The organism is Longimicrobium sp. (assembly GCF_036280135.1).
GTDB lineage: Bacteria > Gemmatimonadota > Gemmatimonadetes > Longimicrobiales > Longimicrobiaceae > Longimicrobium.
Genome location: NZ_DASURI010000257.1, coordinates 1 through 8,082 on the forward strand (window position 1 = coordinate 1; position 8,082 = coordinate 8,082).

Consider the following 8,082-nt stretch of genomic DNA (forward strand, 5'->3'; position numbering starts at 1 on the left):
GTGTGCGAAGCGTGAGGTCAGCTCCCATTCGCGGTGCCGGCTCGCGCTTCGTGGACCCTCACCAGGTCAGTGCCCCCCGCCTGCGAACACCACCGCCCAACAGCGTCATCCTGAGGAGCCGCCGCGTGATCCTGACCGCGGCAAGGACCATGGCGGCGACGAAGGATCGTGTGCGAAGCGTGAGGTCAGCTCCCATTCGCGGTGCCGGCCTCTCGTTTCCCAAACAAGATCCTGGGGGCCGACCTGGACAAGGACCCTGAGGGCCCCTCGGGATGACAATCGCGGCGAGAAGAATCCGCGCCGGGGATGAGAATCGCCGGAGCACGCGCGCACGTCCGGTTTATTGCGTTGTACTGCAATAACTTGCGCCAGATCGTGAATCTCGGGTGCGAATCGGAGCGCCGGCTCCACGCCGAGACGCCCGATTCCCGGCCACCGATCGCGAAATTTCTCTATCACGATGCAATACATTGAGTTATGCACATCGGCGCCGTTCCCGTCGTGGGACGCGCGGGAGAGGACGATCCGGGGAGGGAACTCCGGGGGCCGCGACGGGTTGTAGACGGACCCCGATCATGCGATGTTTGAGGACGCGTCCACTGGCCAGATGCCGTGCAGTTGCGCCGCATCCAGGCCATCTGCTCCCGCGGTGCGGCCCGGCGATTGCCACCCTTCCCTGGCACAGCGCCGTACAGAGCCCGTCCGCAGCACCGTCGGATCATCCCGCATCTTCTTTCAGCACATCGTCTTATCCCGGCTTTGAGTCAATGTCGGGACATCCATCCGCCGCCGTTTGTGCGCCCGGAACGCCCTTGCAAACCGCACGATGTCTGGCGTTCCTGAATCGAATCGTGTTCAAGCGACACGCCTAAGTCACGGTTATTGACATGGATGCGAGCGGCACTTAAAGTGAAATCCCGCTCCGCTCGCAGGCATTTTTCACCCCGGCAACGCAGGTCCATATGTACGTGCCCGCCCTGATGGGGCTGCTGGCATTTGCGCATGCCGCTCCCGTCGATCCCGATCCCTCCGCCACCCTGCCGCGGCACGAGCTCGCCTCCGCCGACGCCGCGGGGCTCAGCCGCGCGGGCCTGTCCCGCGCCGAAGAGGCCGTGTGGGACGAGATCAACCGCGGCTCCTTTCCGGGCGCGTCCCTGGCCGTGGGCCGCTGGGGCCAGGTGGTCATGGAAGAGGGGCTGGGCCGCACGGGCGCCGGCGAGGGCGCCGTGGACCCCGACCGCACCGTCTACGACCTGGCGTCGCTCAGCAAGGTGGTGGGCACCACCACGGCCGTGATGCTGCTGGTGGAAGACGGCAGGATGTCGCTGGACGACCCCGTCCAGGCGTACCTGCCGGAGTTCATGGGCAGCGGCAAGGAGCGCGTCACCATCCGCCACCTGCTCACCCACACCTCCGGCCTCCCCGCCGGCGCCGACGTGTACGGTGCCACCCCCGAGGAAGGCCTGCTGCGGCTGATGCGCGTGCCCCTGGAGCACCGGCCGGGGATGGCGGTGGAGTACAGCGACGTGGGCTTCGTCATCCTCTTTGCGGCGGCGGAGCGGGCCGCGGGCGAGCCCCTGTACCGGCTGCTGGACCGCCGCGTCTTTCAGCCCCTGGGGATGACGAGCACGTCGTACGTGATGGGCGAGGGGTGCCTGCGCTGCGCCGGCACGTCGCGCAACCTGGGCCTGGCGTACCGGGGCCGCGTGCACGACCCCATCAGCCGGCGGCTGGGCGGCATCGCGGGCAACGCGGGGCTGTTCAGCACGGCGCACGACATGGCCCGCTTCGCCGCCATGCTGGCCAACGGCGGCGAGCTGGACGGCGTGCGGGTGCTGCGCGCGGCCACCATCCGCGCCTTTACGCAGCGCCAGCCGGGCACGGGCACCCGCGCCCTGGGCTGGGACACGCCGGGCGCGCCGGGCACGGGCGCGGCGGGCGCGCGGGTAAGCAGCAGCTCGTTTGGCCACACGGGCTTTACGGGCACCTCCATCTGGATCGACCCGGAGCGGGGCACCTGGGTGGTGCTGCTGGCCAACCGCACGTACGAGGACGGCCCCAACCGCATGCAGGCGCTTCGCCGCACGGTGCACGACCGCGTGGCCGACGCCGTGCGCCCGGGCAACGGGATGACCTTTACGCCCCTGGGCCAGTAAGCCGCACCGGGCCTTTCGTGACTGCTGTGACACCGCGCCGGGACGTTCGGCGCGGTGTTTGCTTTTCCAGGATGTGGAACCCGCCGCGCGGCCACTCGCACCTTGCGATCCGTCGCCCCCGGGCAGCATACGCATCACCGACACTCCGGGAGGGATGAGTCCCATGGCCACCGATCAGGACGCCGTACGCGAGCTGCTGGGCCCCCTGGCCGACATGCCCGCGCCGCCGTCGCCCGACGACCGCAGCGAGCAGAGCGACCCGACCGGCGGCATCATTCCCGGCACCGGCCGGCGGATGGAGGACCATCAGCCCTTTCCGCCCGCCTCCGAGTCCGATTCCGACTTCGACCTGGGCCAGTAGCCGGCGTCAAACGGACGCGACGGAAGGAATGGATAGATACGCGAAGCCCTCGCCTGGCAGGATGCCGGACGAGGGCTTCGTCCATGATAGCCGCGCTCCAGCCTGAGCGGATGAATCCGCCGCTGGGACAGCGGAAAGCCCTGTCTCGCGCCGACGCGCTCTGCGAACAGGGCTTCAACCGCCAACGCACGCCGCCGCCCGGCCGCGAATGCGGGTTCGCGCGAGGCGTGCATCACCGACAGGACGGCCACGGTGCAGTCCGCGCACACAGCGCAGGCGGAGGTCGCGAACTCCAGCGGCGAATTGTACCCGTTGCGGATCTGAATCCGCATCGCGGCGCCCCAGCCCCGGCGAATGAATTCGCGGCTCCGACTGCGCGATGTAGGCCTTCGCCGACAGCTCCTGCCGCACGCCATCGTTGTGCACACCGGGCGCGTTCGAGCCATCGAAGTCTGCCCCAGTGCACATAGCGTCTCCCCCGCTGGGGCAGTCCGCGCAGGCGGACTTCGTGCCTTTCCAGCGGCGAATTCATTCGCTCCGGCTGGGAGACGGCCTTACCGGATCGGACCCGTAATCGGCATCATTTGCTCGTTTCGTCGGGACCGGCCGGACCGACCCTGGCGAACCGAGCCCCCGCGGCACAGAGGCCGCGGGGGCTCGATCCTACTCCCGCACTAACGCACTCACGCACTCACGCACTCACGCACTTCCGTCACGGCGTCCGGTTCTGCGCGGGGTTGCTGGGGTTCGTCTGGCCACCGGCGGCGGGCGTACCGGTCGCCCGGGGCGCGGCCTCGGCGGGGGCGTTGCGGCCCGGCTGCACGCGCGACGAGTCCGCGCCCGGCTCCACGCGGCCCGTCTTGGCCGCCTGCGCGGCGGCTGGGTCCGTCACGTCGCCGCGGGCCTGCTGCGCGGCCTTCTCGCGCGCGGTGCGCATGCCCTCGGCCTCGAAGCGCCGCAGCCACGACATCACGTCCGCGGGGGGCGTGTAGCCGCTCTTCTTGTGCGACTGCGCCTCGCCCGTCTCCAGCCCCGCCACGATGTGCTCGTAGTTGCTGCCCGGGTGCCACAGCACCCAGTCGTCCAGCCCCACGTCGTATACGCCGCGCTTCTGGTCGCGGATCTGCTGCGGGCCGTACGTCTGGTGGTTGCGGCCCAGCCACGGCGCGTTGAACGCCTGCAGCCACGGCATGATGCGCGCGGGCCGCACCCCCGCCTGCTGCAGCTGCTGGCTGCGCCACGCCGCCATCCCCGCCGACTTGAACAGCACCTCGTACGGCATCAGGTCCGGCTTGGACACGCCGGGCAGGTGCGTGGGAAAGTAGTGCGACGGGTACATCATGGGCAGGATGTGGTCGGCGATGGCGCTGATGGTCTCCCACTGCTGGCCGATGCCCACGTCACTGCCCTCGTTGGGCGACAGGCCGAACACGTCCGCCGTCACCGTCACGCCCAGGGGGTGCAGGCGGCGCTTGGCCTCGTTCAGGAAGGCCGCGATGGCGTCCGTGCGGTCGCCGCGGGCCCGCGGGTGCACCTGGTTGGGCAGCGAGCGGTACGGCTCGGCAAAGCGCACGTAGTCGAACTGGATCTCGTTGAAGCCCAGCCGCGCCACCTCTTCGGCGATGTCGAGGTTGTAGTCCCACACCCGCTCGTCCCAGGGGCTCACCCAGGTGTTGCCGGCCTTGTCCACCCACAGGCCACCGCTGGGGTTGCGCACGGACCAGTCCGGCTGCGCCTTGGACAGGATGGGATCCTTGAAGACGACGATGCGCGCGATGAGGTAGATGTTGTGCGCCTTCATCGTGTCGACGAACGCGCGCGGGTTGCGGATGGTGATCTCGTCGTCCGCCGTGAGGTCGTTCTGCATCTGCAGGTTGCTCACGTAGTGCAGCCCGCGCTCGTCCTTCATGTCGACCACGAAGGCGTTGATCTCCGTCTGGTCGGCGATCTCGATCAGCCGCTTGCGGTGCGTGCCGCTCCCCGCCTTGTACGCGTTGATGTACAGCCCGCGGATGATGGGCGGCGCCCCGTCACGCGGCGAGGGCACGGCGGCCGCCGCCTTGGGCGCCCCGCCCGCGCTGTCGCCCCTGGCCGCGGCGGCGGCGCTGTCGCCGCCCGCCGCGCCCTTGTCTCCCCCGCCCGTCTCGCCGCCGCACGCGGCAAGCAGCAGCGCGAGCGAGCCCGCCGCCATCAGGCGGAATCGTACGATCGACATGTCCCTGCCCGGTCCAGTTTTTCTGCGGATTGCCTGCACGAGTGCGCGAACATGCGCGCTACCGACCGGCGCGGCAAGGTTCGGGCCCTGGACGGCGGGGAGCGCGGGAGTGCGGGAGTGCGGGAGTGCGGGAGTGCGGGAGTGCGGGAGTGCGGGAGTGCGGGAGTGCGGGAGTGCGGGAGTGCGGGAGTGCGGGAGTGCGGGAGTGCGGGAGTGCGGGTCCGGTGGCGCGATTTGCCGGTCCACGCACGCTTCGTTACCCCGCGGAGGATACCTTCCACCCCGTAGTCAGACGAAACTACCCCCATTCGCTGGCTCTTTCCGGGGTCCTCCGCGAGAGTTAATCCCACAGCGCCCTGGCTGGACGCAAGCGGAGCAGCGGGGATCGGCCGATCCGGAACCTCGCGTTCCTGGCGCTGGCGTCTTCAAGATCCCAATCAGGAGCGGACAACGGGCGGTCGCGACATTGGTCTTTCGGGCCATACTCCGCAACTCCGCGGACTGGAATGGCTCTTTCTCCCCACCCTGGAGGTTCCCATGAAGAAGCTGTCGCTGAACGTCGATTCCCTGACGGTGCAGTCCTTCGAGACCATGGAGACGCCCACGCCGCGCGGCACGGTGCACGGAAACGCGTCCGAGCCCATCCTCACGTGCGAGGAAGGGGACCTGAGCTACCCCGGCAGCTGTGAGCCTGCCACGTGCTACGCGGGCTGTGGCGGCAACACCAACACGTGCCCGCGGCCCACGCGCGAGATCACGTGCGAGGCCAGCGCTCCCAGCCCGGATGGCACCTGCTGCTACATAACCTGCTGAGCCGGCGGGGACGTCGATTGCAGCACGCAACGAGAAAGGGCCCGGCGCATCGCCGGGCCCCTTCCGCGTCAGCACCAACGCACTCGCGCACTCACGCACTGCCGTTCACCGCGCCGTCCACACGTTGTTGCGGCGGTTGGCATCCGGGTAGTACTGCTCGGGATCGATCTCCACCCGCGTGACGGTGCCGGACACGGGGATGGTGACCGTCACGGAGCGCGTGGACGGGCTGAGCCAGCGCTCGATGGGGATGACCTGCGTGGTCGTCCGCCCGTCCGCCGTGGTGACCACGATCTCCGCCGGCGCCGGCGCCTGGCCGATGTCGCGCACCGTCACCTGCACGCCGCCGGCGGACGGCGTCACGTTGGCCAGCTCGTGGTCCAGCGTGACCGTGCGGTACCAGAAGGGGAACCAGAACCAGTCCAGGTCGCGCCCCGACACCCGCTCCATGGTGTTGAAGAAGTCCCACGGGTACGGGTGCTTGAACATCCACTCGCGCTCGAAGGTGCGCATCCCCTCGAAGAACACCGAGTCGCCCAGCGTGCGCTGCAGCGAGCGCAGCAGCGTGCCCGGCTTGAGGTAGGCCGACACCACGTTCGCCGGGCCGAACACCAGCTCGATGTTGCGCATCAGGGGCGCCTCGCCCTTGTTGCCCGCGATGGACAGGTAGTTCTCGCGCGGCTCCTCCCACGGGTCGTGCTCGGGGAAGAAGGCCTCCACGGCGCGCGACTCGTTGTAGGTGGTAAAGCCCTCGTCCATCCACGCGAACGCGGCCTCGTCCTGGCCCACCATCATGGGGTGCCACTCGTGCCCGATCTCGTGCGCGATCACCTCGTACAGCTCCAGCCGGTCCGTGGGCCGCCCGATGAACACCAGCATGGGGTACTCCATGCCGTAGATGGGGCCCTCGGACACGGTGATCTGCGGATACGCGTACGGCACCAGCGTGCGGCTCAGGAACTCCATCGCGTGGTCGCCAAACAGGGCCGACTCCTCCCAGTGGGGCGCGCCGGTGCGATACAGCGAGTGCACCAGCACGGGCCGCGTGCCGCCGCGGTCGCCGGGGATCTGCGCCAGGCGCGCGTCCCAGCGGTAGCGGTTGCTGGTGGCCCAGGCAAAGTCGCGCACGTTGCGTGCGGCAAAGCGCCAGGTCACGCGGCCGTTCTCGCCGGCGCCCGTGGCGCCCGTGCCCGTGAGGTCGTTGGCGCCCAGGATGGAGACCGAGCTGCCGTCCGACGCCATGGCCTGCTGCAGCCGCTGGCGGATCTCGGGGCGCAGGATGTCGGGGTTGGTGAGCTCGCCCGTGGCGCCCACCGTCCACCCGGCGGGCAGGGTGAGCGCCACGTCGAAGTCGCCGTACTCCAGGTAGAACTCGCCCTGGCCGCTGTACGGCGTCACGTCGTAGCCCGCCACGTCGTCGAAGACGGCGATCTGCGGATACCACTGCGCCACCTGGAACACGCGTGCGCCCAGGGCGTCCTCGAAGCCGGTGCGGGGCGCGGTCTCGGGCGGCACGCGAAAGTTCCACGCGATCTCGAACACCACGCTGTCGCCGCTGGCGATGGGGCGCGGCAGCAGCACGCGGGCCAGCGTCCCCGTGGTGATGTAGCCGGGGGTAAAGCGGTTCTCGCGCTGGTTGGCCTCGTACTGCGCCTGGGTGAGCGAGCCCAGCGTCTGCCCGTTCACGGAGAACGAGGTGAGGTTCAGGCCGCCCGTGTTGAGCGGGTTGTTGCGGCCGCGCAGGTTCTCGGCGAACAGGTTCTGGTACAGGTTGAAGATCACCTGCGGCAGCTCGCGCGGCGCGTTGTTGCGGTAGACGATGCGCTCCGTGCCGGTGATGCGGCGCTCCTGCGGGTCCAGCTCCGCCTGGATGTCGTAGCGCACGCGCTGCTGCCAGTACGCCGCGCCGGGCGCGCCGGTGGCGCTGCGGGTACCGCCGCGCAGGGCGGCCGCGTAGTCGTCCGTGGGGTCCGCCGTCCGCACGTACGGGCGCCCGGCCGTGTCCAGCGCCGCGCCCTGCGGCAGGGGCGCCACGATGGGCTCGCCCACGGGGGCGCATGCGGCCATGAAGAGCACGGCCAGCAGGGCCGTGCGTCGCGCAGTGATCAACAAGGTGGTTCTCCCCGTCTGGTGTTCGGGACAGCAGGCGCGCTGGGGTCTGTCAAAACTCTTGCCAGGGCGCATTCACCGCGGGCCGCGCGTCCGAAGAAGGGCGGATGCGCGGGGCTGCCGGTTCGTGTGATGCAGACACACGAACGCCCCCGCGACCCTTACGGGGCGCGGGGCCCTCACCCGCTCGCTGTCGCTCGCACCCTCTCCCGCAAACGGCGCGGGAGAGGGTGTAGACTTCGAACGGGGCGATGCGCGGAACGGCACGGGTCTGGATCGGGACGAGGCCCGTCGCTGCGCGACGGGGGGCCCTCTCCCCCCATCTGTGCCAACTAAATGCACCTCGCCCTCACGGTTTGTACGCGTAGTGAGGTGTTCGTTCAGTGACAGTCCCGTCCGGCAGCGGGGCCAAGTGCGCGGGCTGGATT

General features: G+C 69.7%; 5 protein-coding genes. 3 read left to right on the forward strand and 2 right to left on the reverse strand.

Translation table 11 applies throughout. The features are described 5' to 3' along the window. The first annotated feature begins 962 nt into the window (after positions 1–962). Positions 963–2,156, forward strand: coding sequence for a serine hydrolase domain-containing protein (locus tag VFZ20_RS07900; protein ID WP_329683308.1), 1,194 nt, complete (start codon positions 963–965; stop codon positions 2,154–2,156). A gap of 163 nt (positions 2,157–2,319) precedes the next feature. Continuing rightward, a complete protein-coding gene (locus VFZ20_RS07905; RefSeq protein ID WP_329683309.1) occupies positions 2,320–2,517 on the forward strand; it encodes a hypothetical protein in 198 nt (65 codons plus the stop codon). A gap of 712 nt (positions 2,518–3,229) precedes the next feature. Here VFZ20_RS07905 and VFZ20_RS07910 read toward each other — a convergent pair. After that, positions 3,230–4,732, reverse strand: coding sequence for a putative glycoside hydrolase (locus tag VFZ20_RS07910; protein WP_329683310.1), 1,503 nt, complete (start codon positions 4,730–4,732; stop codon positions 3,230–3,232). Positions 4,733–5,269: 537 nt separating this feature from the next. Here VFZ20_RS07910 and VFZ20_RS07915 point away from each other — a divergent pair. Next, positions 5,270–5,545 (forward strand): hypothetical protein, encoded by a 276-nt coding sequence (locus VFZ20_RS07915; RefSeq protein WP_329683311.1) that lies wholly within the window; start codon positions 5,270–5,272, stop codon positions 5,543–5,545. A gap of 105 nt (positions 5,546–5,650) precedes the next feature. Here VFZ20_RS07915 and VFZ20_RS07920 read toward each other — a convergent pair whose 3' ends face one another. Further along, the gene (locus VFZ20_RS07920) at positions 5,651–7,657 is read right to left on the reverse strand and encodes a M1 family aminopeptidase (protein ID WP_329683312.1); all 2,007 of its coding nucleotides are present in this window, start codon (positions 7,655–7,657) and stop codon (positions 5,651–5,653) included. Between the last annotated feature and the right edge of the window lie 425 nt (positions 7,658–8,082).